This is a genomic window from Pseudomonas sp. (genome assembly GCF_035554175.1).
Classification (GTDB): domain Bacteria; phylum Pseudomonadota; class Gammaproteobacteria; order Pseudomonadales; family Pseudomonadaceae; genus Aquipseudomonas.
Genome location: NZ_DATMIV010000001.1, coordinates 68,178 through 90,151, shown reverse-complemented (window position 1 = coordinate 90,151; position 21,974 = coordinate 68,178). Strand labels below are relative to the sequence as shown.

Annotated in this window: 25 protein-coding genes; 7 read left to right on the top strand and 18 right to left on the bottom strand. The window is 60.1% G+C overall.

Going from position 1 to position 21,974, the window contains the following annotated elements:
* Window positions 1–18: 18 nt before the first annotated feature.
* Together VNV36_RS00410 and VNV36_RS00405 are read right to left on the bottom strand one after the other, a co-directional pair.
* Entirely contained in the window at window positions 19–1,224 is a 1,206-nt protein-coding gene (locus VNV36_RS00410; protein WP_325715182.1) for an acetyl-CoA C-acetyltransferase, read from the bottom strand.
* A gap of 405 nt (window positions 1,225–1,629) precedes the next feature.
* Window positions 1,630–1,812: a hypothetical protein gene (locus tag VNV36_RS00405; protein ID WP_325715346.1), complete on the bottom strand. Its 183-nt coding sequence runs from the start codon at window positions 1,810–1,812 to the stop codon at window positions 1,630–1,632.
* Between VNV36_RS00405 and VNV36_RS00400 the strand changes: the two genes are divergently transcribed.
* A complete protein-coding gene (locus VNV36_RS00400) occupies window positions 1,813–2,619 on the top strand; it encodes a c-type cytochrome (RefSeq protein WP_325715180.1) in 807 nt (268 codons plus the stop codon). It abuts the gene before it with no gap.
* 121 nt (window positions 2,620–2,740) lie between these two features.
* On the opposite strand, the gene VNV36_RS00395 is transcribed toward VNV36_RS00400, so the two are convergent.
* The 10 genes from VNV36_RS00395 to VNV36_RS00350 all read right to left on the bottom strand — a co-directional run bounded on the left by VNV36_RS00395 (window position 2,741) and on the right by VNV36_RS00350 (window position 11,942).
* A complete protein-coding gene (locus VNV36_RS00395; RefSeq protein ID WP_325715178.1) occupies window positions 2,741–3,544 on the bottom strand; it encodes a transglutaminase family protein in 804 nt (267 codons plus the stop codon).
* Complete coding sequence (locus tag VNV36_RS00390; protein WP_325715176.1) at window positions 3,541–4,491, bottom strand: alpha-E domain-containing protein; 951 nt, start codon at window positions 4,489–4,491, stop codon at window positions 3,541–3,543. The genes VNV36_RS00395 and VNV36_RS00390 overlap by 4 nt, the downstream gene beginning before the upstream one ends.
* Window positions 4,492–4,503: 12 nt before the next feature.
* On the bottom strand, window positions 4,504–5,913 hold the full coding sequence (locus VNV36_RS00385) for a circularly permuted type 2 ATP-grasp protein (protein ID WP_325715174.1): 1,410 nt from the start codon (window positions 5,911–5,913) through the stop codon (window positions 4,504–4,506).
* A gap of 536 nt (window positions 5,914–6,449) precedes the next feature.
* Window positions 6,450–6,797, bottom strand: coding sequence for a ribonuclease E inhibitor RraB (locus VNV36_RS00380; RefSeq protein ID WP_003223226.1), 348 nt, complete (start codon window positions 6,795–6,797; stop codon window positions 6,450–6,452).
* Between the two features lie 209 nt (window positions 6,798–7,006).
* Window positions 7,007–7,240, bottom strand: coding sequence for a hypothetical protein (locus VNV36_RS00375; protein WP_325715172.1), 234 nt, complete (start codon window positions 7,238–7,240; stop codon window positions 7,007–7,009).
* Window positions 7,241–7,446: 206 nt separating this feature from the next.
* Window positions 7,447–8,322: a polyamine aminopropyltransferase gene (speE, locus tag VNV36_RS00370; RefSeq protein WP_325715170.1), complete on the bottom strand. Its 876-nt coding sequence runs from the start codon at window positions 8,320–8,322 to the stop codon at window positions 7,447–7,449.
* 215 nt (window positions 8,323–8,537) lie between these two features.
* Window positions 8,538–8,729, bottom strand: coding sequence for a PLDc N-terminal domain-containing protein (locus tag VNV36_RS00365; RefSeq protein WP_028622263.1), 192 nt, complete (start codon window positions 8,727–8,729; stop codon window positions 8,538–8,540).
* A gap of 71 nt (window positions 8,730–8,800) precedes the next feature.
* Window positions 8,801–9,331 (bottom strand): hypothetical protein, encoded by a 531-nt coding sequence (locus VNV36_RS00360; RefSeq protein ID WP_325715167.1) that lies wholly within the window; start codon window positions 9,329–9,331, stop codon window positions 8,801–8,803.
* Between the two features lie 158 nt (window positions 9,332–9,489).
* The gene (locus VNV36_RS00355; protein WP_039763836.1) at window positions 9,490–10,008 is read right to left on the bottom strand and encodes an ankyrin repeat domain-containing protein; all 519 of its coding nucleotides are present in this window, start codon (window positions 10,006–10,008) and stop codon (window positions 9,490–9,492) included.
* 95 nt (window positions 10,009–10,103) lie between these two features.
* On the bottom strand, window positions 10,104–11,942 hold the full coding sequence (locus VNV36_RS00350; RefSeq protein ID WP_325715163.1) for a long-chain-acyl-CoA synthetase: 1,839 nt from the start codon (window positions 11,940–11,942) through the stop codon (window positions 10,104–10,106).
* A gap of 385 nt (window positions 11,943–12,327) precedes the next feature.
* Between VNV36_RS00350 and VNV36_RS00345 the strand changes: the two genes are divergently transcribed.
* Window positions 12,328–12,606: a DUF3509 domain-containing protein gene (locus VNV36_RS00345; protein WP_016773780.1), complete on the top strand. Its 279-nt coding sequence runs from the start codon at window positions 12,328–12,330 to the stop codon at window positions 12,604–12,606.
* Between the two features lie 177 nt (window positions 12,607–12,783).
* Here the strand turns inward: VNV36_RS00345 and mtnC are convergent, their stop codons facing one another.
* The 5 genes from mtnC to aroC all read right to left on the bottom strand — a co-directional run bounded on the left by mtnC (window position 12,784) and on the right by aroC (window position 17,003).
* Window positions 12,784–13,467, bottom strand: coding sequence for an acireductone synthase (gene mtnC / locus VNV36_RS00340; RefSeq protein ID WP_325715161.1), 684 nt, complete (start codon window positions 13,465–13,467; stop codon window positions 12,784–12,786).
* Window positions 13,468–13,471: 4 nt separating this feature from the next.
* On the bottom strand, window positions 13,472–14,017 hold the full coding sequence (locus VNV36_RS00335) for a 1,2-dihydroxy-3-keto-5-methylthiopentene dioxygenase (RefSeq protein WP_325715159.1): 546 nt from the start codon (window positions 14,015–14,017) through the stop codon (window positions 13,472–13,474).
* Between the two features lie 91 nt (window positions 14,018–14,108).
* Window positions 14,109–14,735 (bottom strand): methylthioribulose 1-phosphate dehydratase, encoded by a 627-nt coding sequence (locus VNV36_RS00330; RefSeq protein ID WP_325715157.1) that lies wholly within the window; start codon window positions 14,733–14,735, stop codon window positions 14,109–14,111.
* Window positions 14,732–15,877: an MFS transporter gene (locus VNV36_RS00325; RefSeq protein ID WP_325715155.1), complete on the bottom strand. Its 1,146-nt coding sequence runs from the start codon at window positions 15,875–15,877 to the stop codon at window positions 14,732–14,734. The genes VNV36_RS00330 and VNV36_RS00325 overlap by 4 nt, the downstream gene beginning before the upstream one ends.
* Window positions 15,878–15,911: 34 nt before the next feature.
* On the bottom strand, window positions 15,912–17,003 hold the full coding sequence (aroC, locus tag VNV36_RS00320; RefSeq protein WP_325715153.1) for a chorismate synthase: 1,092 nt from the start codon (window positions 17,001–17,003) through the stop codon (window positions 15,912–15,914).
* A 130-nt stretch (window positions 17,004–17,133) separates the two neighbouring features.
* On the opposite strand from aroC, the gene VNV36_RS00315 reads away from it, so the two are divergent.
* Both VNV36_RS00315 and VNV36_RS00310 read left to right on the top strand, forming a co-directional pair.
* Complete coding sequence (locus VNV36_RS00315) at window positions 17,134–18,087, top strand: alpha/beta hydrolase (RefSeq protein ID WP_325715340.1); 954 nt, start codon at window positions 17,134–17,136, stop codon at window positions 18,085–18,087.
* 99 nt (window positions 18,088–18,186) lie between these two features.
* Window positions 18,187–18,978 (top strand): hypothetical protein, encoded by a 792-nt coding sequence (locus tag VNV36_RS00310; RefSeq protein ID WP_325715151.1) that lies wholly within the window; start codon window positions 18,187–18,189, stop codon window positions 18,976–18,978.
* A 92-nt stretch (window positions 18,979–19,070) separates the two neighbouring features.
* On the opposite strand, the gene prmB is transcribed toward VNV36_RS00310, so the two are convergent.
* Entirely contained in the window at window positions 19,071–19,979 is a 909-nt protein-coding gene (gene prmB, locus VNV36_RS00305) for a 50S ribosomal protein L3 N(5)-glutamine methyltransferase (RefSeq protein ID WP_325715149.1), read from the bottom strand.
* A gap of 239 nt (window positions 19,980–20,218) precedes the next feature.
* Between prmB and VNV36_RS00300 the strand changes: the two genes are divergently transcribed.
* The 3 genes from VNV36_RS00300 to VNV36_RS00290 all read left to right on the top strand — a co-directional run bounded on the left by VNV36_RS00300 (window position 20,219) and on the right by VNV36_RS00290 (window position 21,892).
* Window positions 20,219–20,809 (top strand): cysteine hydrolase family protein, encoded by a 591-nt coding sequence (locus tag VNV36_RS00300; RefSeq protein ID WP_016773772.1) that lies wholly within the window; start codon window positions 20,219–20,221, stop codon window positions 20,807–20,809.
* A 130-nt stretch (window positions 20,810–20,939) separates the two neighbouring features.
* Window positions 20,940–21,260: a hypothetical protein gene (locus VNV36_RS00295; RefSeq protein ID WP_016773771.1), complete on the top strand. Its 321-nt coding sequence runs from the start codon at window positions 20,940–20,942 to the stop codon at window positions 21,258–21,260.
* A gap of 74 nt (window positions 21,261–21,334) precedes the next feature.
* Window positions 21,335–21,892: a Smr/MutS family protein gene (locus tag VNV36_RS00290; protein WP_325715145.1), complete on the top strand. Its 558-nt coding sequence runs from the start codon at window positions 21,335–21,337 to the stop codon at window positions 21,890–21,892.
* Window positions 21,893–21,974 lie beyond the last annotated feature (82 nt).

The window sequence follows — 21,974 nt, the reverse complement described above, 5'->3', positions numbered from 1 at the left end:
GTTCCTTGAAGTCGGGGCTCAGAGGCGTTCGATGATGGTGGCGATGCCCATGCCGCCGCCGACACACAGCGTCGCCAGGCCATAGCGCAAGTTGCGCGCCTCCAGTTCATCGAGCAGGGTGCCGAGGATCGCGCAGCCGGTGGCGCCCAGCGGGTGGCCCATGGCGATGGAACCGCCGTTGACGTTGACCTTGTGCGGATCGACCGCCATGTCCTTGATGAACTTCAACACCACCGAGGCAAACGCTTCGTTGACCTCGAACAGATCGATGTCCTCCACGCGCAGTCCAGCCTTGGCCAACGCTTTGCGGGTCGCCGGCGCCGGGCCGGTGAGCATGATGGTCGGGTCGGTACTGGTGACAGCCGTGGCGACGATGCGTGCCCGTGGTTGCAGACCCAGCGCCCGGCCCTTGGCTTGGGAGCCGATCAGCATCAACGCTGCACCGTCGACGATCCCGGAGCTGTTGCCCGGCGTATGTACATGATTGATCCGCTCGACATGGCTGTAGACCCGTAACGCCGTCGCATCGAAACCCATCTGGCCGATCATTTCGAAACTCGGCTTGAGCTTGCCCAGGCCTTCGAGGGTCGATTCGGCGCGGATGAACTCATCATGATCGAGCAGGACGATGCCGTTCTGATCCTGCACCGGCACCAGCGATTTGTTGAACGAACCATCAGCCCGCGCCCGTGCCGCTTTCTGTTGCGAGTACAGCGCGTAGGCATCGACGTCCTGACGGCTGAAGCCTTCAAGGGTAGCAATCAGATCCGCCCCCACGCCTTGCGGTGTGAAGTGGCTGTGCAGATTGGTCTGCGGATCCAGCGCCCAGGCGCCGCCATCGCTGCCCATCGGCACGCGCGACATCGATTCGACGCCGCCAACCACTACCAGATCCTCGAACCCCGAGCGCACTTTCATCGCGCCGAGGTTGACCGCTTCCAGCCCCGACGCGCAGAAGCGATTGATCTGCACGCCGGCGACGCTGATATCCCAATCGGCCACTTGCACCGCAGTCTTGGCGATGTCCGAACCTTGATCGCCGATGGGCGTGACGCAGCCCAGGACCACGTCATCGACCTGACTGGTATCCAGCGAGGTGCGCGTCTGCAACGCGCTCAGCAAACCAGCCACCAGATTCACCGGTTTAACGCTGTGCAGTGCACCGTCGGCCTTGCCTTTGCCACGCGGGGTGCGTAACGCGTCGAAAATCAAAGCTTCAGTCATGACGTCCTCGAACCTGATTTATGGTGACTTGACTCTCACGCTGTGCAGGCTTGCAATCAATGACCACATTGCTCAAAGCGCTTGACGCACACGCTCAGACGGACGGTCATCAGACCTCAGGTGAACCGGTTCAGGTCGCCGAGTTGTCTAGCCAGCGGGCGGCGAAGAAGCTGGCAATACGCCTCATGCCTTTTTAAGAGCTTTTCGCGAGTGCTCCATATGAAATGGGTCTAAGCCAACGGTGACGTGGGCCCTAAGGTGAACATGTACGCCATCGTCGTCGGGTTTTGCCGAGACGGGCGTCCTTCAACAGGAAGTGCAACGCGTGCCGTCATGGATATGCAGGCACGCATCAGGAAATAACAATAAAGGCGGTCAAGCCATGTTCAAACAACCGAAAGTTCGTCAAGCAGGACTCATCCTTTTCGCCACGACGCTGTTGTTGATCTTGCCGAATCTCACGAAGATCATCGGCTGATTCAAGCGCCGCGTGCTGTATATCGCCACTGAAAATGTGACTGGCCCGCTACCCGGGCCAGCGCGGTTGTGCCAACCTTTGCGCACTTCCACGACACGGATGGCGATCATTTGAAAACGCTCATTGCGCTCAGTGCCTTGCTGCTGAGCTTGCCCTTGTCTGCCGCGCAACTGGAACTGCAGTTGGGTGCAAATAGCCGCACCTGGCAGACAAAGGAGCTGCTCGAACATCCTCAAGTGCAAACCCTCACGATCAACAATGATGTTTCCTACAAGAAGGACATGACCTATCGCGCCGTGCCTGTGGCGGCGCTGTTGACGGGCGTTACATCCGAGGACCATCTGCAGGCGGTAGCGCTGGACGGCTTTGCCGCCGAGTTGGCCGCGGCGCCATTGCTGAACGAGAGCGGTGCGCGAGCGTGGCTGGCAATCGAAGACCCGGCCCAGCCGTGGCCGCCCTTGTCCGCAGGCAAACCCGGCGCAGGGCCGTTCTATCTGGTCTGGACCGATCCGCAGGCCGGCAATATCAGCCCCGAGCAGTGGCCGTTCGAAGTCGCCAGCATCAAGCTGATGGCGCCGGTGGCACAGCGCTTCCCTGCCCTGCTGCCCGATCCGGCCTTGAAGCGCGATGACCCGGTGAACCAGGGCTTCGCACTGTTCCAGAAAAACTGCCTGGCCTGCCACCGGCTGAATGGTGCCGGGGATGCGCAATTCGGCCCTGATCTCAACATTCCGTATAACCCGACCGAGTATTTCGGCGCGGACTTCCTGAAGCGTTACATTCGCGACCCGCAGAGCTTGCGCCAGTGGCCGCAGGCGAAGATGCCGGGGTTTTCCACTGAGGTGTTGCCGGATGGGGATCTGGAGATGCTGGTCGGGTATCTCAGGCACATGGCCGGGCGCAAAGCCAAGCCTTGATGCAGTCTCACTTGTGGGAGCGAGCCTGCTCGCGAAGGCAGTGTGTCAGCCACTGATTTGCTGGCTGATGAACCGCTTTCGCGAGCAGGCTCGCTCCCACAAGGATTTTGCCTGCGTCGAGCTATTGTTGTTGAACCGAGATCACCGGCGTCGGCGAAACCAATACCTTCGCATGCATCTGCTCGCAGCCACCGCCCCGGCGCATGCCGCGTACCGGGCAGGCATCCAGATAATCCAGGCCTACCGCCAGCTTCAGGTGACGCTCCGGGCGCGCCAGCTGGTTGGTCACGTCGAAGCTGTACCACGCGTCGTCCAGCCACGCTTCCGCCCAGGCATGACTGGCCAGATGTTCGCAATCCTCGCTGTACAGATAGCCCGAGACATAACGCGACGGCACGCCGAGACTGCGGGCGCAGGCGAGAAATGCGTGGGCATGATCCTGACAAACCCCGGCACGGCCGGCGAAAGCTTCGGAGGCGCTGGTGTCGACCTCGGTGGAGCCCGGCGTATAGGTCATGTGCTGATTCAAACCGTGCATCAAATCGATCAGCGCGGTGCGATCACGCCGTTGTTTGCAGTGCTTGCCGGCAAACTCGCGCAAGGCCTCATCCGCTTCGGTCAAGCGCGTGAAGCGCAGGAACGGCAGCGCTGACTGGCTTTCATGTTCGGCCTCGCGTAATTCATCGATATCGACCTGACCACGGGCGCCGATGATGATCGCATCGTGAGGCTCGTCCATGGTCAGCACATGCAGGATGTTGCCGAAGGGATCGAGCTGCGCGCGCACCGGGCGCGGCAGATCGAGTTGCCAACTGAGCACATGCTGGCGCTCGCTGTCGTGGGGCGTCAGGCGCAGGTACTGGATGCTTGCCCGCACCTGATCTTCGTAGTGATAGGTGGTCTCGTGGCTGATGGAAAGTCTCATGCGGCCTCCAGGTAGGAACTGTGAATGGCGTTGCCCAACTGGCGCACCAGCGGAATGAATTCGGTCAGCCAGGCGTGCAGGCCTTCCTCGAGGATTTCGTGGATGCCGGTGTAGCGCAGGCGCGCGTCCATTTCCGCCGCCAGACGTTGTGCCGGACGACCGTTGGCACCGGGCAGTTGCGCGAGAATCTGGTCAATCTCTTCGGTGCAGGCGCGCAACGAACGCGGCACGTCGGCGCGCAATAACAGCAACTCGGCGACATGCCGGGCGCCGGGCGCATCGCGGTAGATTTCGGTGTAGGCCTCGAACGACGACAAGGCCCGCAGCAACGCACTCCATTGGTAATAGGCGTGCGCAGTGCCGTCGCTGACCGCTTCGGCCTGATCGCCGGCCATTTCGTAGCGCGCATCGAGCAGGCGCAGCGTGTTGTCTGCGCGTTCGATAAACGTGCCCAAACGGATGAAGCGAAACGCATCGTTGCGCATGATCGTGCCGTAGGATGCGCCACGAAACAGGTGCGAGCGCTCCTTGATCCATTCGCAGAAACGGCTCATGCCGTAGCGGCTCAGACCCTGCTCGGCGATACCGCGAATTTCCAGCCAGGTCGCGTTGATGTTTTCCCACATGTCGGCGGTGATTCGGCCACGTACCGCATGGGCACTCGCTCGCGCCGCACCGAGGCAGCTGAAAATACTGGCCGGGTTGGCCGCGTCGAGTGCAAAGAAATGCAGCAGCCGTTCGGCATGCAGTTCGCCGTGACGCTCAAGGTAATCGTCGAGGGTGCCGGTGATCAGCAACGGCATGGCGAGTTCGTGCAGACCATCGCCGCGACCGTCCTGCGGCATCAGCGACAGCGAATAACTGATGTCGAGCATCCGCGCGAGATTCTCCGCACGCTCCAGGTAGCGCGACATCCAGTACAGATCCGAGGCAGTTCTACTTAACATGGCAAGCTTCCTTCAATCCTCGACTACCCAGGTGTCCTTGGTGCCGCCGCCCTGGGAGGAATTCACCACCAGGGAGCCCTCACGCAAGGCGACACGGGTCAAACCACCGGGTACGACCCGGGTTTCGCGACCGGACAGCACAAACGGACGCAAGTCGATATGCCGCGGGGCGATGCCGTTTTCGACAAAGGTGGGGCAGGTCGACAGCGACAGCGTCGGTTGCGCGATGTACGCATGGGGCTTGGCTTTGATGCGCTCGCGAAAGGCATCGATTTGCGCCGTCGTGGCGGCCGGTCCGACCAGCATTCCATAACCACCGGAGCCCTGGGTTTCCTTGACCACCAGTTCCGGCAGATTGGCCAGTACGTGGGACAGTTCAGACGGGTTGCGACATTGCCAGGTCGGCACATTCTTGAGGATCGGCTCTTCGTCGAGGTAGAAGCGGATCATGTCAGTGACAAACGGGTATACCGATTTATCGTCTGCCACACCGGTACCGATGGCATTGGCCAGCACCACGTTGCCGGAGCGGTAGGACGACAGCAGCCCGGGCACACCAAGCATCGAGTCGGGGTTGAACGCCAGCGGATCGAGGAACGCGTCGTCGAGGCGACGATAGATCACGTCGACCGCCTTCGGGCCGTCGGTGGTGCGCATGAACACCTTGTCGTCACGCACGAACAGATCCGCGCCCTCCACCAGCTCGACGCCCATTTCCCGAGCCAGAAACGCATGTTCGAAGAACGCACTGTTGAAGCGCCCCGGTGTCAGCACCACGACGCTGGGGTTGTCGATCGGACTGGAGCTTTTCAGAGTGTCGAGCAACAGATTCGGATAGTGATCGATCGGCGCAATGCGCTGGGCGGCGAACAGCTCGGGGAACAGGCGCATCATCATTTTGCGGTCTTCAAGCATGTAGCTCACGCCGCTGGGTGTGCGCAGATTGTCTTCGAGGACGTAATAGGTGCCATCGCCGTCGCGCACCAGATCGACACCGGAGATGTGCGAATAGATGTCGCGGTGCAGATCCAGACCTTGCATCGCCAACTGGTATTGCTCGTTGGCCAGCACCTGTTCGGCGGGAATGATCCCGGCCTTGAGGATGCGCTGCTCGTGGTAGAGGTCGGCGAGGAACATGTTCAACGCCTTGACCCGCTGGATACAGCCGCGTTCGACAATCCGCCATTCACTGGCAGGAATACTGCGCGGAATGGTGTCGAAGGGAATCAGGCGCTCGGTGCCCTGCTCATCCCCGTAGAGGGTGAAGGTGATCCCGGCACGATGGAACAGCAGATCGGCCTCGCGCCGACGTTGCGCGAGCAATTCGTCAGGCGTCTCGGCCAGCCAGCGGGCAAATTCACGGTAATGCGGGCGAACCAGGCCGCCAGCATCGTACATTTCGTCAAAACAGGTGCGGATCATGCCGTACTCCTTGTCACTCCGGACATACAGGCCTTCGCAAGGCCCGTGCCATCGGCATAAACGCTTTCAATTCAATCGGTTGTATATCCCCGCCGCAGACCGCGCACCATTCCTGTGCGGCAAATGCCCCGCCCCGATTGCCCCCGCTTCATTGCGACGCATTGCATCGCCTATCACCAGCATAGTCAGAGTTGATTTCACTGCCCGCCGGTGTCTGCGGATAATCCGCGCATCCGCTGCAAAACTTCGCCGGCCAGTGCGCCGCGAAATCGCCAGCTCAACTGACCTGATTTGCCCTCACAGCCCCGGCCGTCGTGACTTTCTTCGCGTTATCCGTATTCCCTTTTAGCCACCCTCTCCGGTGGCTTTTTTTTGCTTTTTTGAAATGTTTTGAATGCAAAAGCAAAAGACCGCAGCCTTCGGCAGCTCCTGCACGATCACATGTAGGAGCTGCCGAAGGCTGCGATCTTTTGATCTTTTAATACGACAACGGCCGACCCAAAGGTCAGCCGTTGCTTAATGGTTGAATCAGGAGATCAATTCAAGCGGTAGCGATTGCGCACCTCCTGCTTCACGCCCCAACCCTCGATAATGCCACCCAGCGGCTCGACCACGGCAGAAAAGCCCTGCTCGAAATCGCCAATGTCGTCATAGGTCGCGTACATCACTTTGCTCAATTCCAGCGACCAGGCGCCATCGTCGCGCGCGCTGACCTGAGCATTGATGGATTCACCACGAAACTTGCCTGCGGCCCTGCGCGCCCGCTCCTCGTCCGGGAAGATCGCGTAGAACTCGATGGGGTGAAAACGGGAAAAATCGAAACCGCCTTCTTTCATGCGGCGCAGAACGTTGCTGCTGATGTCTTCTTGATAGGCTGTGCTCATGAATCGTCCCCCTCGATTGATGGATAGACTTTCCGTATTCCCGCCCCGGGCCTTTTGGCCAAAGTACGACGGCAACGTGGTTGCGCGCGGGAAACAAGCATGTAGCTGACAAGACCAGACCTTAGCGATCCATTCGCTGATCTCGGTTGCAGAGTAGCCCCAAGAGAGCGCTGCTGCCAAGGCCTGGTTTTCGAGATGACAGGAACTGTTCAGACGGGGGTGATGCTGCGGATTTCGATGCCATTCTGGGTCTTGAGGTTTTTCACCCCGGCATCGGCGGTGCGCCCTTCCAGATCGTTCAGATCCAGCTGGGCGGCGACCGGAAGAAGCCGCTCCTTGATCAGCCGCGCGGCTTCGTCATCGGACGGGCATTCCTCACGTTCGAAGACTTCATCAACGACTTCACCATGATCATCCACGAAAGTGACTTTCCACTTTTGCATCGCTGCCTCCTCGATCAAACCCGTAAATGGGCTTACCTCTATCTCGACTTTTTACCGCCAGAGTTGGTTCAAAAGGATTACAGCCGATGATCGCGAATTGTAGGAGTGAGCCTGCTCGTGATTGCGGTCTGCCAGTCACAGATACATCGACTGGGAAAAAGCTATCGCGAGCAGGCTCACTCCTACAGGGGTTTTGCGGGGATGTGTCAGTCGTTGCTCGGCTTGTTGACCGCCTGCAGCACGTATTGTGGCAAGGCGAATGCGCCGATGTGGATTTCCGGGTTGTAGTAGCGGGTGACGATGCCACTGCCGATGAAGCGTTGTTGCAGGGTTTCACGGCTCAGCTTGCGGTAGGCCGGGTTGGTCGAGCCCCAGGCGAAGGTCATCGAACCGCCAATGTAGGTCGGCACGGCGGCCTGATAGAAGTGCCAGTCCGGAAACAGACTGCGCAGGCGCCCGGCGGTGGTTTTGACTTCGTCGATCTGCATGAACGGCGTGCCATTCTGGGTCACCAGGATGCCGCCCTCGTTCAGGCACCGATGGCAAGCCTGATAGAAGTTCTCCGAGAACAGCACTTCGCCGGGACCGATCGGGTCAGTGGAGTCGGAGATGATCACGTCGAATTTTTCGCTGGTGGTGGCGACGAAACGCATGCCGTCATCGATCACCAGATTCAAGCGCGGGTCGTCATAGGCGCCTGCGGAATGGTTCGGCAGGAACTCCTTGCACATGTCGACCACGGTGCCGTCGATTTCGACCATGGTGATGTGCTCGACACCGGCGTGCTTGGTCACTTCGCGCAGCATGCCGCCGTCACCGCCACCGATGATCAGCACGCGCTTGGCGGTGCCATGGGCGAGGATCGGCACGTGGGTGAGCATTTCGTGGTAGATGAATTCGTCGGCTTCGGTGGTCTGGATCACGCCGTCCAGGGCCATGACCCGGCCCATGCGCGGGTTCTGGAAAATCACCAGATGCTGGTGCTCGGTGCGCACCTCGTGCAGCAGTTTTTCCATGCGAAAGCGCTGGCCGTAGCCTTCGTAGAGGGTTTCCAGGTACTCGCTGGTCTTGGTGACGGTCATGGTCAAGTGCTCCGATAAATGCGCGGGCGCCATCGTGGGGACGATTGCCCGGGAAAGGCGCGCATTCTACGTTGCCGAAGATGACAGGTCGAACGTCACTTGATGGCGTGGACACAATCGTTGTAGGAGCTGCCGAAGGCTGCGATCTTTTGATCCTGGTTTCAAAATCAAAAGATCGCAGCCTTCGGCAGCTCCTACAAGGTCATGCGGTGTTGTCAGATCCGCACGTTGCCTCGCGGCCCGGCAATCGCCCAGATGATCAGGCCCAGCACCGGCAAGAGGAGGATCAACAACACCCAGACGATTTTCATCCCGGTGGAGGCGCCGCTTTTCAGCACGTTGATGATGGCCCAGATGTCGAGGGCAAGGATGATCAGGCCAATCAGACCGTTGAACGTGGAACCCATGGTGTCGCTCCAGAATAGTGGCATGCACTTTTAGGATAGACGGTCGCGGGCAGGGTTCCCTTTTATTGCGTTCAGACGTGGACAGCGATCTTCAGAGCTTCCAGCGCCGGAGCGGCTGCGATGCCGACCTCGGCACATAACTCCAGCACCCGTGGCACGTCGTTGCCGTAGACCAGCACCATTTGCAGTTCATCGTCGAGCAACTGGCTGAAGTTCATCAGTGTGTAACCGCCGTTTTCCTTGTTCAGGCTGCTCATCTGCACCTGGATGCGGTTGAGTGCGGTCAGCGCTTCGGTCCTGGCCAGTTGCTTGGGCTTGAGATTGAAATCCACACCCGGGCCAAACGAGGCAACGATCTGCGCGAACAGATCGACGTAGGTATCGGCCTGGAACAGCACGGTTTCCGGCAGGCTGCCGACCACCACCCACTCGCCCAACGGAATCGGGAAAGTATCGTCGTAGTTGATGTCCGGGTTGGCTGTCAGAAAAGCATCGGCATCGGCGTAGGCCTGCGCCGCTTCTTCGGCCACTTTCAGGATCTCGTCCTCGCCCATGCAGCCGGAGCTGATTTTGCTGATGAGTTCGACGAGTGCGGCTTTCATGAGGGCGGATCCTGTGGTGACAGTAGATTTTTCGGGCGCGCAGGATAGCGCAGAAAAGCAAAAGATCGCAGCCTTCGGCGGCTCCTACAGGTTCTGCGTTCACGTGGCGAACGCGTCAAGGCAGGAGCTGCCGCAGGCTGCGATCTTTTGATCGTTTATCAAGCCAATAACTTTTCCAGCTGAGCCGTGGTATCCACCGCGCCCATGGTGCGGGCCGCGTCGAGTGCCGTCACGCCGTTGGCGTCCTTGGCTTTCGGATCAGCGCCCTGGCCGATCAGGTAATCGACAATTTCAACGCGATTGAACATCGCCGCCATCATCAGCGCCGTGCGGCCGTCGAACGACGAGCCTTCAATCTCGGCGCCCGCCTCGACCAGCGCCTTGACCACCGCCAGATCGCCTTTGAAGGCGGCACCGGCAATCGGGCTCTGGCCGTTGCCATTGCGCATTTCCGGATCGGCTTTGTGTTTAAGCAGTACCTTCACAGCATCAACATGACCATAGTAACTGGCGAGCATCAGCAACGTGTCGCCCTTGCTGTTTTTCAGGTTCACCGGCAAGCCGGCGGTCACCAGGCGATCAAGCATCTCGGCATCACCGTCGCGCGCCTTGTTGAAAACCTGCTCGGTGAATTCGGCAGCTTCTTCAGGGGTCATCTGGCGGCTTTGATCGGACATTGGGCACTCCATTTCGGTCTATCGGAAAGCCGACAGTTTCCCGAGCGCGACGATGGCTGTCACCCGGTTTTTTCCGAGCACGCTGATAGCCATACTCAATATCTGTGTTTGCCCTGGTAAATCTCAGCGAGGATTTGCGCGTTGACGTGCACGTAAGTTTCGCTGCCCGGCAGCCAGGCAAAAATCGGGTCGTCGCCCGTCTGGCCGGGGTCGAAGCCTTCTTTTTTCAGGCGGGTCTTCTGGTATTTGAAGGTGCCGGTGGTTTCCATTTTCACCTTCACCCGCAAGAACAATGGCACTGCGTAGGCCGGCATGCGTTGTCGGGCGAAACTCAGCAGTTCGGCAAAATCCAGCGTGGCCAGCGATTCGGCGGGGGTGATCGCGGCCATTCCGGCGCGCCCGTTGGTGTTGGGGATTTCCACGCCGTAGGCCACGGCTTCGGAAATCAATGGATGTTGCAGCAACAGGTTCTCGACCTCGGTGGTCGAGACGTTTTCGCCCTTCCAGCGATAGGTATCGCCGAGTCGATCGACAAACTGCGCATGGCCGAAACCGATGTTGCGCAACAGGTCGCCCGTGTTGAAAAAACGGTCACCCTTGTTGAATACGTCGTGCAGCACGACCCTGGCGGTTTTCTGCGGATCGGTGTAACCGTCCAGCGGTGCCTTGTCGTCGATCCGCGCCAGCAGCAAGCCCTGCTCGCCCTTGCCGACCTTGCGCATGAATCCGTCGCCACCGCGCAAAGGCTCGCCAGTGTCGTGATCGTAGGCAACCAGCTCCCAGGCCATCAGCGAAAACCCGACGGTGTTGTCGAAGTTGAGGATGTTGGTGAAGCCAATGTTGCCGTCGCTGGCCGCGTACAGCTCACAGATATGCTCAACGGCAAAACGCGTCTTGAATTCGGCCCAGGCACCGGGCCGTAAGCCATTGCCAATCATCTTGCGCACGTCGTGACGGCTGTCATCGACACTGGGCGGTTGCTCGACCAGGTAGCGGCACAATTCGCCGACATAACCGATGGTGGTAGCGCGGTACCGGCGCACATCACTCCAGAACTGACTGGCGCTGAACTTGCGGCGAATGGCGAAGCCAGAAGCGCCATTGATCGCCGATCCCCAGCACACGCACAGGCCGGTGGCGTGATACAGCGGCAAGGTGCAATAGACCACGTCGTCCGGGCGCATATCGAGGGCGATCATGCCGAAGCTCGCCGAGCTGCGCATCCAGCGCCCGTGCTTGAACACCCCGGCCTTGGGCAATCCCGTGGTGCCGGAGGTATAGATGTAAAAACAGGGATCGTCGCAGAATATCTGCGCGCTGCTCGGCGGGTTATCGCTGCGAGCGTCGGCACTGGCGCTGATCAGATTGACGTAACCCGCAGGCGCGATGCCCGGGTGACTGTAAGTGTCCTGATCGGCTACGAACCAGGTGCGCTGCGGCTCTATCGATACCTGATCACGCACGCCGGCATAGGTCGCGGTCAGTTCTTCACCGACGACAATGGCCACGGGTGCGACCAGATTGATGCTGTGGATAAGGGTGTCGCGCATCAGCGAGGTATTGAGCAGCGCACTGACCGTGCCGAGCTTGGCCAGCGCCAGAATCGTCACCAGCAATTCCGGGCGGTTCTCGATGAACACTGCAACCACATCGCCCTTTCCGATGCCCTGCCTGCTCAGGTAGTGCGCGATGCGATTGGCCCACTGGTTGACCTGCGCGTAGGTCAACGCAACGTCGCCCTGCAATAACGCCACGCCGTCAGGATTGCGCAGGGTCGCCTGCTCGAACGTCCAGCCCAGGCCACAGGATTGGGTCGGATCCGTGACGTTGGCTGCCTTCATGCCTTTCACCACCCGGGGAATGGCTTTGGCGATCATCGGCAGCTTGCGGAGCATCATGCCCCAGGTAATCGTGTCGCTTGGTGCATGACGCATGGAAGCTCCCCGTTCGATCCTGAGGTGCGGATCGCTGTTCTTGTTATCGGGTATTGGGCTGCAACCGGCGCGGTTACGCCGAGGGTCAAGAGGAAAGTACGTCAGCGCTTGCGTGGCTGTACACGCGGTTTTTGCAATGATTTGTATCCCGTTGCGATGGCGAGGACAGCGAGGATTCTGGTACGCCCGTTTGGTTCCGTTCTGCGGAAAAAATCACGCAAAATGCAGGATGCACGATAGCCATTCATGCAGATTGCACGACCCCTGCAAAATGCGACGATTTTAAGCCATTGATTTGTATGAGATTTTTCCAATATCAATACTGGCACAATCGCTGCAACTACCTCCGCATGCTTGCCATTCAAGTACATACGGAGCTGATGACATGAGCCTGATTCAAGAAAAATTTACATCGCTGTTCTCCAACTACGAAGTCAGCACTGCCCCACGTCCTGACGGTGGCATCCTGCTCACTCTGCGTAGCAGCGACGGCAAAGTCTTCAAACGCGCACTCTCGTATCAGCAACTGCATGCCGGTGACCAACTGTCCTGGGCGATCAGCGCGATCCGCCGTGACCTGGCCGAACAAGCCAGCGAGTTGCCGCAAATTGCAATGCTGCAGAGCCAGCAGCGTTTCGCCCTGCCGACTTATCACTCGCTGTAATCTGCTTTAAACAAAAACAGGCCGTGGAGCATGGGCTTCACGGCCTGTTTTGTTGTCCGCAGAATTCTTGTAGAGCTGCGGCACGCTGCGATCTTTCCTGTGACTAAAGATCAAAAGATCGCAGCCTCGTTTCACTCGACAGCTCCTACACAGCTCCTGCAGGGATTTGTGTAGGGGTCAGAAGGCTTCCGGTTCGATTGCGGTGAAGCTGTCCACTGTTAAATGGCCGTCCAGCTCCCCGCCTTCGCGCGCCAGACCACAGGTTTTCAGGCCGGCTGACTGAGCGGCGTCGAGTTCTTCGACGATATCCGAGAGGAACAGGATGTCTTGCGCTTCAGCTCCTATCGCCTGCTGAATATTGCGGTAGGACTGAGCCTCGCGCTTCGGCCCCGAGGTGGTATCGAAATAGCCGCTGAACAACGGCGTCAGATCCCCTGCCTCCGAGCAACCGAAGATCAGCTTCTGCGCCTGGATCGAACCGGACGAGTAAACAAACAGTTGATAACCGGCAGCATCCCAACGTTGCAGCGCTTCGACGGCGTCCGGATAAACGTGCCCCTTCAATTGCCCCGCCTGATAGCCCTGCTCCCAGACCATGCCTTGCAATGCCTTGAGCGGGGTGGCCTTGCGGTCTTCGGCGAGCCAGCTCAAAAGGATTTCAACAACCCGTTCAACATCGGCCTGCGGTTCTTGGCTGTCGCGGCGTACGGCTTCGAGTTGTTCGGCGACGTCGGCGCGGGAAGCGTTCTGACGCACGAAATCCGGCAGGTGCCTGGCGGCGTACGGGAACAGCACGTCGAACACGAAACTCACCGCGCTGGTGGTACCTTCGATGTCGGTGAGAATAACTTTGATCGACACGGTTTCAGTCCTCCAGACGCGGGAAGCGACCGGCGATGTCTTCGCCGGTGAAATTGGCAACCCAGCCTTCCGGGTTGTTGAACAGGCGGATCGCCACGAAATGCGGGTGCTCGCCCATGTCGAACCAGTGTTTGGTGCCGGCGGGAACCGAAATCAAATCGTTCTTCTCGCAGAGCACGGCGTAGACGTAGTCGTCGATGTGCAAGGTAAACAGCCCACGGCCGGCGACGAAAAATCGCACTTCATCTTCGCCATGGCGGTGCTCTTCGAGAAACTTGGCGCGCAGCTCGGCTTTTTGCGGATGGTCACTGTTGAGACTGATCACATCTACGGTGATGTAACCGCGCTCGGTCATCAGCTTGTCGATCTGCTCTTTATAGGCGCTGATGACTTCTTCCTGGCTGGCGCCGGGCTGAATCTTCGCAGCGGCTTGCCAGCGGTCGAAACGCACGCCCTGCTCGGCCAGCGTCGAAGCGATGTCTTCGAAATGGGTCAGCACCTTGTTGGGAATGTCAGGGCTGGAAACGTGATAAACGGACAGGCTGCTCATGGGCAAATCCTCGGTATCGCGGCGCCGTCCGGCTCTTCAAGACCGTTCGGGCGCAGCATGTCATCAGGCAAACGGGCTGTTTCTGCTGGACTCAGCCCTGGCGGTTCGTGATGCTGCGGGTTTTCAACTCGCATTCGAACAGGAATTCAAAGGCCTCGATCTGCCGCAGCGCATCGCTCATCTGCGCGCCCCAGGTGTAGAGGCCATGGCCGCGAATCAGATAACCGACGCAGTCGGGATGGGCGTCGAGCCAAGGCTGCACTTTGGCGGCGAGGCGCGCAATGTCCTGATCGTTGTCGAAAATCGGTACGCGCACCCGGGACTCATGGGTCGAGATGCCGCTGAAGGCTTTCTGCAGTTCGTAATCTTCGAACTCGATGAAGTCTTCCGGAGTCAGGCGCGACAGCACCGTGGCATTCACCGAATGAGTGTGCAGCACCGCGCCGATTTCCGCGCGCCAGCTGTAGAGCTGAGTGTGGAGCAAGGTTTCGGCGGAAGGTTTCTTGCCCGGCTCCAGGCTGTTGCCGGACAAGTCAGTGGCGAGCACATCATCCAGGCCCAACTGGCCCTTGTGCTTGCCTGACACGGTCAGCAACGCTTCGCTCGGCGACAGGCGGGTTGAATAGTTGCTGCTGGTGGCGGGCGACCAGCCGCGACCATAAAGAAAGCGCCCGGCGTCGACGATTTGTCGGGCGAGCTGTTCACGGGTAAGGCTCATGGCCTGTCCTCTTGCATACGTGTGGCAATGATAACGGCAGCGGCAAGCGCTGCGAGACTGGCAATACTAAAGGTCAATGTCGCTCCGAGGGCATTCCAGCTGTAGCCGGAATACAGCGCGCCGAGCGCCCCGCCGGTGCCGGCCAGTGCCGCATACAGTGCCTGACCCTGCCCTTGCTGGCGGGCGCCGAAACTACGTTGCACGAAAGCGATGGCAGCCGCGTGAAAGCTGCCGAACGTCGCTGCGTGCAGCACTTGGGCGAACAGCAACAGCCAAAGAAATTCAGCGAACGAGCCGAGCAGCAACCAGCGCAACGCCGCCAACAGGAAACTCGTCATCAGCACCCGGCGCAGGGAAAACCGCGCCAGAATGCGGCTCATCGCCATGAACATCAGCACTTCGGCGACCACGCCCACCGCCCACAGCATGCCGATGACGCCACGGCTGTAACCGAGGCGTTCAAGATGCAAGGTCAGAAAGGTGTAGTACGGCCCGTGGCTCATCTGCATCAGCGCGACGCAACCATAAAAGGCCAGCACGCCCGGACTGCGCAATTGCTTGACAAAGCCCTCGCCGGCCGGCCGGTTCCCCTGTGCCGGCTGCGCATTCGGCACCCACAGGCTGCTGAGAACGATGCCGGCCATGATCAGCACCAGCGCCGCCGGGTAGATGTCCAGACTCAGCCATTCGAACAGCCGGCCCAGGGCAACCACGGTGATGATGAAACCGATCGAGCCCCACAGGCGGATCTGGCTGTAGCGCGACGTCTGCCCCTGCAGATGCGCGAGGGTGATGACTTCGAACTGCGGCAGCACTGCGTGCCAGAAAAACGCATGCAGGGCCATGACCATCGCCAGCCAGGCGTAGGTCTGGCTGACGAAGATCAGCGAAAAGGTCAGCAATGTGCACACCGCGCCAAAGCGCACAATCGCCAGACGCCTGCCGGTGTAATCGCCGAGCCAGCCCCAGATGTTCGGCGCCACGCAGCGCATCAGCATGGGAATGGCGACCAACTCGCCGATGCGCGCCGCGCTGAAGCCGAGGTGATCGAAGTACAGCGCCAGAAACGGCGCTGTCGAACCGAGCAAGGCGAAATAGAACAGGTAGAAACTGGACAGCCGCCAGTACGGGAGCGCCGCCACGCCGGTTATGCCGCGATGGCTGTGAGCGCAGCCATCAGAGCTGACCCAGCACCGGCGTGCTGACGCGCACATCGGCGTTCTGTCCACGGTGGCGCAGCAGGTGATCCATCAGCACGATGGCCATCATCGCTTCGGCGATCGGCGTCGCGCGGATACCGACGCAGGGGTCGTGACGGCCCTTGGTGATGACATCGACCGGGTTGCCATCGACGTCGATCGAACGGCCCGGAGTGGTGATGCTCGACGTCGGTTTCAGCGCCAGATGCGCAACGATCGGCTGCCCGGACGAAATACCGCCGAGGATGCCGCCGGCGTTGTTGCTGAGAAAACCTTGCGGGGTCAGTTCATCACGGTGTTCGGTGCCACGCTGAGCGACACAGGCGAAACCGGCGCCGATCTCCACGCCCTTGACCGCGTTGATGCTCATCAGTGCATGGGCCAGTTCGGCGTCGAGGCGATCGAAAACAGGTTCGCCCAGGCCGGGCATCACCCCTTCGGCAACCACGGTGATCTTCGCGCCGACCGAGTCTTGATCGCGGCGTAACTGGTCCATGTAGGCTTCCAGCTCCGGCACTTTGTCCGGATCGGCACTGAAGAACGCGTTTTCCTCCACCGAATCCCAGGTCTTGAACGGAATTTCGATCGGGCCGAGCTGGCTCATGTAACCGCGAATGACGATGCCCTGGCTGGCCAGATACTTCTTGGCAATCGCACCCGCTGCAACGCGCATTGCGGTTTCCCGCGCCGAGCTGCGGCCACCGCCGCGGTAATCGCGCTCGCCATACTTGTGGTGGTAAGTGTAGTCGGCGTGGGCCGGGCGGAACAGATCCTTGATCGCCGAATAATCCTTGGATTTCTGGTCGGTGTTGCGGATCAGCAGGCCGATCGAGCAGCCGGTGGTGCGGCCCTCGAACACGCCGGAAAGGATTTCGACTTCGTCGGCCTCCTGACGCTGGGTGGTGTGGCGGCTGGTGCCCGGCTTGCGGCGATCGAGGTCGCGCTGCAGATCTTCAAGGGAAATCTCCAGGCCCGGCGGGCAGCCGTCGACAATGGCGACCAACGCCGGACCATGGCTTTCGCCAGCGGTGGTGACAGTGAACAACTTGCCGTAGGTATTGCCGGACATGCAGGACGCTCCGTGAAATCAAACCCGAATTCTTGATGCGCGCCAGTATACGCAGGCTAACCGAGTAGTTCATCCTCGAACCTTACCGGTGCCGGCGAGTCCAACCGGCACCTTGACCAATGATGGCGTGATGATGCTGCGAGTTCTGATCTTGAGTCTTACCCTCTTCACCGGCTTTGCCCAGGCGACAGTCCTACAACGCCCGATAACCCTCGACACCGGCAGCGGCGAACTTTTCGGTTCGCTGTTGCTGCCCAAGTCCGACAGCCCGGTGCCGATTGTTCTGATCATTTCTGGCTCAGGTCCTACAGATCGCGACGGAAACAACCCCGACGGCGGACGCAATGACAGCCTCAAGCGGCTGGCCTGGGTGCTGGCCAAACACAACATCGCCAGCGTGCGCTACGACAAGCGCGGCGTCGCCGCGAGCCTGGCGGCCGCTCCCGATGAACGTGATTTGTCAGTAGAAGGTTATGCGGCGGACGCCGTAGCGTGGGGGCAGAAGCTCAAGGCCGATCCGCGCTTCGGCAAATTGATCCTGCTCGGCCACAGCGAAGGCTCACTGATTGCCAGCCTCGCCGCGCCGCAACTGGACGCTGCGGCGGTGATCTCGCTGTCCGGCAGCGCACGGCCAGTCGATCAGGTGATCCGCGAGCAACTGGCGCGCAGCCTGCCGCCGCCCCTGATGCTGCGCAGCAACGAACTGCTCGACAGCCTCAAGTCCGGGCACACCGATGACAATGTGCCTCAACCGTTGCAGGTGATCTTCCGCCCGAGCGTGCAGCCGTACCTGATTTCGCTGTTCCGCCAGGACCCGGCACAAGCGTTCGCACAGCTGAAAATGCCGGCGCTGATCGTCCAGGGCAGCAACGACATTCAGGTCGGCACCGAAGACGCAAAGCTGCTCAAGGCAGCGAAACCGGACGCCCGACTGACCATAATAGATGGCATGAACCACGTGCTGCGCATTGTGCACAACGACATGAAGCGGCAATTGGCCTCCTACAAAGATCCGAATTTGCCACTGGCTGCCGAACTGGGCGCCGCCGTCATCGAATTTATTGACGGACTTCGCGCAAGTTAACTGCTTTTAGCCCTCCAGTACCGGCAAAAACGGCCGATAAGCCTTTGTCGCAAGCGCTATCGCTGGCGACAAGCAGGGCTTGGACAGGATCTCGCCGTTATGACTGACACCCAGACTTCACCCGATACCACCGCAGAAAAAGACGCACCGCCAGTGGTCGAACTGCCGTGGGCCGACGTCCAGGTCGAGCACCACAGGATGCTCCGCCTGGCGCCGCTGCAGACCGACCGCAACACCGGCGGGCGGCCGTTGCGCTTCGTCGAGTTCGGTTACGCCGAGCGCAACAGCAAAGAGCGCAGCCTGATGCGCATGGCGATCAAACTGCCGAACCAGCGCGTGCGCAAAGAACAGAATCATCTTGATGTGTGGGTCGATCACGCCAGCAAACGGGTGAGTTTCGGTCCCGACAGCGGCTTGCAGATCGAACCGCTGAATCGTGGCATCGGCCGTTTCATGGCCGCGCAAGGCATCAATTGGGCGAAAAAGCGCTGGCCCGGCTACACCGTCGATGGCATGGACCTGAACAACAAGGACGCGCTCAACGAAGACACCCGCCTGCGTCGCGATCATTTCCTGCGGGTGCACGGTTTCGATGTGGCCTACGCCGATGCCCAGCATTTGAAGGGCAGCATCAAGGCTGTGCAGGTCGGTGACCTGCTCGGCGACTGGAATAGCGAGAAGCTGCAGATCGTCGAAATTCTTGAAGCGGCGCAGATGCTGCAGCAGGCCGAGCAGAATCTGGCCGAGCAGGAAGTGAAGCTGAAAAAGCAGGAAGAGAAAGTCAGCAAGTTCAAGCGTGAAGACGCCGGGCTGCGCTTCACCATTACTTGCCTGGTGGCGTTTGCGGTGTTTCAGGCGGGGCTGTTGATCTGGATTGCTACGCACCGTTGATGGCTTGAGATCGCGTCGCGGCCATTCGCGAGCAGGCTCGCTCCCACCCTGGAATGCATTTCCCTGTGGGAGCGAGCCTGCTCGCGAAGCCTTCAGACGCGGGAAGCGAACAAGGCCTGATGCGCGCGGCACTGCTCGGCCGTGAGCATGAACACGCCGTGCCCGCCGCGCTGGAACTCAAGCCAGGCAAAATCGACTTCCGGGTACAACGCCTCAACATGCACCTGGCTGTTGCCCACCTCGACAATCAACAAACCCTTCTCGGTCAGGTGATCCGCCGCTTCGGCGAGCATCCGTCGCACCAGGTTCAAACCGTCGTCACCGCAGGCCAGGCCGAGTTCCGGCTCATGTTGATATTCGTCCGGCATGTCGGCGAAATCCTCGGCATCGACGTAGGGCGGGTTCGACACGATCAAGTCGAAACGCTGCCCCGGCAACCCACCGAAACCATCGCCCTGTACCGTGTAAACACGTTCATCGACGCCATGGCGCTCGATGTTCTGGTTGGCCACTTCCAGCGCCTCGAACGATAGATCCGCGAGCACCACTTCGGCGTTCTGGAACTCGTAGGCGCAGGCGATGCCGATGCAACCGGAGCCGGTGCACAGATCGAGAATCCGCGCTGGCTCGTCGCCGATCCACGGCGCAAAGCGGTTTTCGATCAGCTCACCGATCGGCGAACGCGGGATCAGCACGCGCTCGTCGACAATGAACGACATGCCGCAGAACCAGGCTTCGCCGAGCAGATAGGCGGTAGGAATGCGTTCTTCGATGCGGCGCTTGAGCAGGCGCTGCAGGTTGACCAGTTCATCGTCTTCCAGCGCGCAATCAAGGTAGCTGTCGGCGATTTCCCAAGGCAGGTGCAAAGCGCCCAGCACCAGTTGCCGCGCCTCGTCCCAGGCATTGTCGGTGCCATGGCCGAAAAACAGATCCTCCCCATGGAAGCGGCTGACCGCCCACCGGATGTGGTCGCGCAGGGTACGAAGTCGGGAAGTGATCACGGCGTAGAACTCCAGAAAAAACGACTGGCGATTCTAGCAGCCAAACCCCGCGACGACGACGCAGGAAAAACAGCACGGCGACGGTAGGAGGTTTCTTTTTTTTGCATCAGGCATTGAACAGAACGTGTAACTTGACAAGGCTGCAGGCCAAGAACGACGGCGCCTACGATGGTAGCGATTCACAGAACCGCTCAGCCAGAGGACAATGTCGCAAAAGCCCCACCCCGAGGAGCCCCAGAATGTCCGTTCCAAAAACGATGTTTCAACTCAGCGGCCGCGGTTACGCAGCGGCTACACTGAGCCATGCCACCGTGGTCATCATCGATGCCCAGAAAGAGTATCTCAGTGGCCCGCTGGCCCTGAGCGGCATGGACGCGGCCGTCGCGAACATCAAACAAGTGGTTGCCGCAGCCCGTGCCGCCGGTCGGCCGATCGTGCACGTGCGTCATCTCGGCACCGTTGGTGGGCTGTTCGACCCGCAGGGCGAACGTGGCGAATTCATCCCCGGCCTGGAGCCGCAAGGCGATGAAACCATTATCGGCAAACTGCTGCCGAGTGCGTTCCATGGCACTGAGTTGCTCGAGCGTCTGCAGAACCTCGGCTCGCTGGACCTGATCGTCTGCGGGTTCATGAGCCACTCCAGCGTCAGCACTACCGTGCGTGCGGCGAAGAACCTCGGCTTCCGTTGCACCCTGGTCGAAGATGCCTGCGCTACCCGTGATCTGCCGTTCAAGGGTGGCGTGCTCAGTGCCGAACGTGTCCAGGAAGCCGAAATGGCGATCATGGCCGACAACTTCGCGACCCTGGCCAAGACCCAGGATCTGATCTGATTCTGCCCGTGTGAGCGGTCAATGGCGCCGCTCATCCGCTATATCCGCTCATTTGCCGCAAATGCCATAGCCTCAGGAACAACCCGGTCAACTCCCGGTCGAAGGGCCGATACCATTGAGGAAGGTCGGAATGAAGTTATCCGATGGATTTGACGCACGCCGTTTGCGGCCCAAAGGCCAAAGCAACTGGCGTTTTCGATTTGGCGCGGCGATCTCCGCCATTCTGGCGACGTTCGGCGTGCTGCTGGCGATGGCCGGCGCGGCCAGTCTGCTCGGTCGCCCACCGGCGCTTGGCGACCTGAACGCTTCGCCGCTGGGTTCGGCGATCATGCTGGCAGTCGGTTTGCTGTTTCTGTACTTCGGCGTGGCACTGTGGCGCCGCTGCCGTCGTCGCGCACGGCAATCGCGGGAACTGAACATGTCTCCGCACCTGATGAAAAAACACGACTGACTGACGGCCTGGCTTTTTTGCCGGGCCGTTTTGTATGGACTTGGGTAAACTGGCCGCCCTTCGCGGAGGCTGACATGCAAGACGACGATTTTTCTCTGTTCAAAAGTGCGATCCAGGGCGTCAAGCCGATCAAGCACGACCGCGCCGACACCGGCAAACCCAAGACTGACCGCGCGCAGATCGCCAAGCTGCGTCAGTCCGCCACCGTACGCAGCGACACCACCATCATCGACGGCCTGTCCGATCAGTTCGTGATCGACGTCGGCCCGGAAGACGAGCTGATGTGGTCCCGCGACGGCGTGCAGGAAAGCCAGATGCGCAAGCTCAAGGTCGGACAGATCCCGTTCGAAGGCAGCCTCGACCTGCACGGCATGAGCGTGGAAAAAGCCCGGGAGACGCTTTGGGCGTTTCTCGCCGAAGCGACCAAATTCGAAATCCGCTGCGTGCGCGTGACCCACGGCAAGGCAGTGCGCCTCGACGGCAAGCGGCCGATGATCAAAAGCCACGTCAACACCTGGTTGCGCCAGCACGCGCAAGTCCTCGGATTCTGCTCCTGCCAGGCACGCCACGGAGGCGCCGGCGCGGTTTATGTGATGCTCAAACGCACGATGATGGAAGGTCGCGACGAATAACACCGTCGCAGCAGTCTGGTAAAACATGGCCACTTGGCGCTGCCCTTCGAAAAATTCCCCCGCAGGAGTCGCGCCAGCCGTC

Coding starts and splice junctions, on each gene's coding strand:
- VNV36_RS00410 (WP_325715182.1), bottom strand. CDS start 1,224: ATGACTGAAGCTTTGATTTTCGACGCGTTACGCACCCCGCGTGGCAAA.
- VNV36_RS00405 (WP_325715346.1), bottom strand. CDS start 1,812: ATGATCGCCATCCGTGTCGTGGAAGTGCGCAAAGGTTGGCACAACCGC.
- VNV36_RS00395 (WP_325715178.1), bottom strand. CDS start 3,544: ATGAGACTTTCCATCAGCCACGAGACCACCTATCACTACGAAGATCAG.
- VNV36_RS00390 (WP_325715176.1), bottom strand. CDS start 4,491: ATGTTAAGTAGAACTGCCTCGGATCTGTACTGGATGTCGCGCTACCTG.
- VNV36_RS00385 (WP_325715174.1), bottom strand. CDS start 5,913: ATGATCCGCACCTGTTTTGACGAAATGTACGATGCTGGCGGCCTGGTT.
- VNV36_RS00380 (WP_003223226.1), bottom strand. CDS start 6,797: ATGAGCACAGCCTATCAAGAAGACATCAGCAGCAACGTTCTGCGCCGC.
- VNV36_RS00375 (WP_325715172.1), bottom strand. CDS start 7,240: ATGCAAAAGTGGAAAGTCACTTTCGTGGATGATCATGGTGAAGTCGTT.
- speE (WP_325715170.1), bottom strand. CDS start 8,322: ATGACCGTCACCAAGACCAGCGAGTACCTGGAAACCCTCTACGAAGGC.
- VNV36_RS00365 (WP_028622263.1), bottom strand. CDS start 8,729: ATGGGTTCCACGTTCAACGGTCTGATTGGCCTGATCATCCTTGCCCTC.
- VNV36_RS00360 (WP_325715167.1), bottom strand. CDS start 9,331: ATGAAAGCCGCACTCGTCGAACTCATCAGCAAAATCAGCTCCGGCTGC.
- VNV36_RS00355 (WP_039763836.1), bottom strand. CDS start 10,008: ATGTCCGATCAAAGCCGCCAGATGACCCCTGAAGAAGCTGCCGAATTC.
- VNV36_RS00350 (WP_325715163.1), bottom strand. CDS start 11,942: ATGCGTCATGCACCAAGCGACACGATTACCTGGGGCATGATGCTCCGC.
- VNV36_RS00345 (WP_016773780.1), top strand. CDS start 12,328: ATGAGCCTGATTCAAGAAAAATTTACATCGCTGTTCTCCAACTACGAA.
- VNV36_RS00335 (WP_325715159.1), bottom strand. CDS start 14,017: ATGAGCAGCCTGTCCGTTTATCACGTTTCCAGCCCTGACATTCCCAAC.
- VNV36_RS00330 (WP_325715157.1), bottom strand. CDS start 14,735: ATGAGCCTTACCCGTGAACAGCTCGCCCGACAAATCGTCGACGCCGGG.
- aroC (WP_325715153.1), bottom strand. CDS start 17,003: ATGTCCGGCAATACCTACGGCAAGTTGTTCACTGTCACCACCGCTGGC.
- VNV36_RS00315 (WP_325715340.1), top strand. CDS start 17,134: ATGATGCTGCGAGTTCTGATCTTGAGTCTTACCCTCTTCACCGGCTTT.
- VNV36_RS00310 (WP_325715151.1), top strand. CDS start 18,187: ATGACTGACACCCAGACTTCACCCGATACCACCGCAGAAAAAGACGCA.
- VNV36_RS00300 (WP_016773772.1), top strand. CDS start 20,219: ATGTCCGTTCCAAAAACGATGTTTCAACTCAGCGGCCGCGGTTACGCA.
- VNV36_RS00295 (WP_016773771.1), top strand. CDS start 20,940: ATGAAGTTATCCGATGGATTTGACGCACGCCGTTTGCGGCCCAAAGGC.
- VNV36_RS00290 (WP_325715145.1), top strand. CDS start 21,335: ATGCAAGACGACGATTTTTCTCTGTTCAAAAGTGCGATCCAGGGCGTC.